Raw genomic sequence first — 2,763 nt, 5'->3', positions numbered from 1 at the left:
TGAGCGCCTCGCCTTCAACGCTCCCGAGGTTGCCGAGGTTCTCGCAGAAGCCGAGAAAATCGTGAAGAACGCCGACTATGTGGGCGACGTCGCCTCCATCGCCACCACCTCGTTCTCTGAGGGCGCTGCCGGCATCGTGGATGGCTCCTGCGCCATGCACCGTCAGGCATCATTCCTCGGGGGAATTCTCGAAGGTGACTACGGCGCAACCGTTGTCGACCAGGACGCGACCGACGTCGATGGCGGAATCTCCGTGTTCTACTTCCCCGGCGTGAGCGCTGACCAGACCCCCGCCCTCGGTGGCGGCGAGTTTGTGGGCGCTTTCAGCGATGCTCCGGCCACTCAGGTGGTTCAGTACTTGCTGACCACGCCCGAGTGGAACAACGAAAAGGCCGCTCTGGGCGGCTGGTTCTCCGCGAACCTCGGTTTGGACACCGCCAACGTGGATGACCCCGTGAACGCTGTTGCGGTGGACATCCTGCAGAACGCGACCACCTTCCGCTTCGACGGCTCCGACGTGATGCCGGCTGAAGTGGGTGCAGGTTCGTTCTGGAGCGAAATGACTGCGTGGGTCGGCGAGGACAAGGACAATGCTGCCGTCCTCGACGCCATCGAGGCCAGCTGGCCCGCAGAGTAATCTCGCTACACTGGCGCTAGCCATTCGGGGGGTCTGACTTCGGGTCAGACCCCCCGATACCAGCCAACACGGTCGTTGGGGAGGGAGAACGCATGGGATCTGAGTTGTGGGACGTGATCGGCCCCAACCTCGTGCTTCTGGTCATCTCCCTGGCGGTCTTCGCCGCGGTGGTCTATGCCGTGTTTCTCATCGGCGCACGCGCCTCGCTCAAGCAGCAGGAGTGGTTGCGCTACGTCATCTTCTTAGGACCCGCGGGTCTTCTGCTGTTGATCGGCCTGATTTATCCGGCCATTCGCACCATCATCCTGTCCTTCATGGACAAACGGGGCGATAATTTTGTGGGCCTCGAGAATTACATCTGGGCGTTCACGATTCCCGAGATCCAAATCGTCCTGCGCAACACGGTCATCTGGGTCGTGTTGACCCCGGTCCTCGCGACCATCATCGGGTTGGCCATTGCGTATATGACCGACCGAATGAAGCGTGGCGCGTGGGTCAAGTCGTTGATTTTTATGCCGATGGCGATCTCTTTCGTCGGCGCCGGTGTGATTTGGCGTTTCGTCTACAGCTATGAGCCAGACCCCAGTAAGCCGGAAATCGGGTTACTCAGCGCCATCGCGCGCGGTGTGGGTGCCGAACCGATTAACTGGCTGCTCGAGGCGCCACTGAACACGGTGCTGCTCATTATCGTGCTGGTCTGGATTCAAACCGGTTTTGCCATGGTGATTCTCGGTGCGGCGATGAAGAACATTCCCGACGAGGTCGTCGAAGCCGCCATGCTCGATGGGGCCTCCAGTTGGCGGCGCTTCACCCGGGTGACGCTGCCGATGATTCGCTCCACCATTGTGGTGGTGCTCACCACGATCACGATCGCGACGCTGAAAGTCTTCGACATTGTTCGCACGATGACGGGCGGCAATTTCCAAACAAACGTCGTGGCGAATGAAATGTATTCCCAGGCTTTCAGGCAGCTCAACTACGGCCACGGTAGTGCGCTGGCCGTGATTTTGTTCCTCGCCGTGGTGCCCATTATTTGGTACAACCTCAGGCAACTGCGCCTCGAGAGGACGGAGCGATAATGACTGCACTGTCCGCCCCCAAGGGTCTGAGCGTGATTCAGAAGAAGAAGGCGAAGGACATTTTCTCCTCGCCGATCGCTTCGGCGTTTGCCATCCTTCTCGCCATCGTCTGGACGATTCCGACCTTCGGACTCTTGGTGAGTTCGATCCGTCCACAACAGGACATCAACACGTCCGGGTGGTGGACCTTTTTTGCCAACCCCTCGTTTTCACTCGAGAACTACCAACAGGTCTTGTTTGTCGGTACCGGGGTGAACCCGCCGCTGTTCCAGTTCTTCTTCAACAGCCTGGCCGTGACAATCCCCGCGGTGATTTTCCCCATCACGCTGGCGACCTTTGCCGCCTACGCCCTCGCCTGGTTTGACTTCAAAGGCCGCGATTTTCTCTTTTTCACCATTTTTGCTCTGCAAATCATCCCGTTGCAGTTGGCGCTGGTGCCGCTGCTGCAGTTGTTTTCCCAGGGGTTGGTGATCGGTGGGGTGACGCTCATTCCGGACCTGGGGATCACCGGAACGTATATCCCGATCTGGATTGCCCACACCATTTTCGGCCTTCCCCTGGCGATCTTCCTGCTACACAACTTTCTTCGACAAATCCCTCGCGAGCTCATCGAGGCGGGCCGGGTGGATGGCGCCAACTGGTTCACGCTGTTTACCAAAATTGTCCTGCCACTGTCGATTCCCGCTATCGCGTCCTTCCTGATTTTCCAGTTCTTGTGGGTGTGGAACGACTTGCTGGTCGGGTTAACCTTCGGAGCCGGCTCGAAAGAACTGGCGCCAATGACCGTGCGCTTGGCCGAAATGGTCGGCACCAGGGGTTCGGGCTGGGAGGTACTCACCGCGGGGGCATTTGTCTCCATCATCGTTCCGTTGATCGTGTTCTTTGCTCTTCAGCGCTACTTCGTTCGCGGCCTTCTGGCGGGCTCAGTCAAGGGTTAATCACCCGCCCCCATCGGTCTCTGGCCCCTCAGGGCGACTCACGCGGACACTAATGGCCAGTGACCCCCACCTTGACCGGTGACTGGTGCGGCGCCTCCCCATCGTTGCC

At 59.3% G+C, this 2,763-nt stretch carries 2 protein-coding genes and 1 pseudogene; all 3 read left to right on the top strand.

Annotated features, from left to right (window positions below; all coding sequences use genetic code 11):
* Positions 1-637 (top strand): annotated as a pseudogene (locus tag RI518_RS07635) (carbohydrate ABC transporter substrate-binding protein); the annotation flags it as partial.
* A gap of 92 nt (positions 638-729) precedes the next feature.
* Complete coding sequence (locus RI518_RS07630) at positions 730-1,716, top strand: sugar ABC transporter permease (RefSeq protein ID WP_310689786.1); 987 nt, start codon at positions 730-732, stop codon at positions 1,714-1,716.
* On the top strand, positions 1,716-2,654 hold the full coding sequence (locus tag RI518_RS07625) for a carbohydrate ABC transporter permease (protein WP_310689785.1): 939 nt from the start codon (positions 1,716-1,718) through the stop codon (positions 2,652-2,654). Before RI518_RS07630 ends, RI518_RS07625 begins: the two co-directional genes overlap by 1 nt.
* Positions 2,655-2,763: the final 109 nt, after the last annotated feature.

The sequence above is a fragment of the Pontimonas sp. genome (genome assembly GCF_031581085.1).
Taxonomy (GTDB): domain Bacteria; phylum Actinomycetota; class Actinomycetes; order Actinomycetales; family Microbacteriaceae; genus Pontimonas.
Note: the sequence above shows the minus strand (reverse complement) of the source record. Positions and strands in the feature narration are given on the sequence as shown.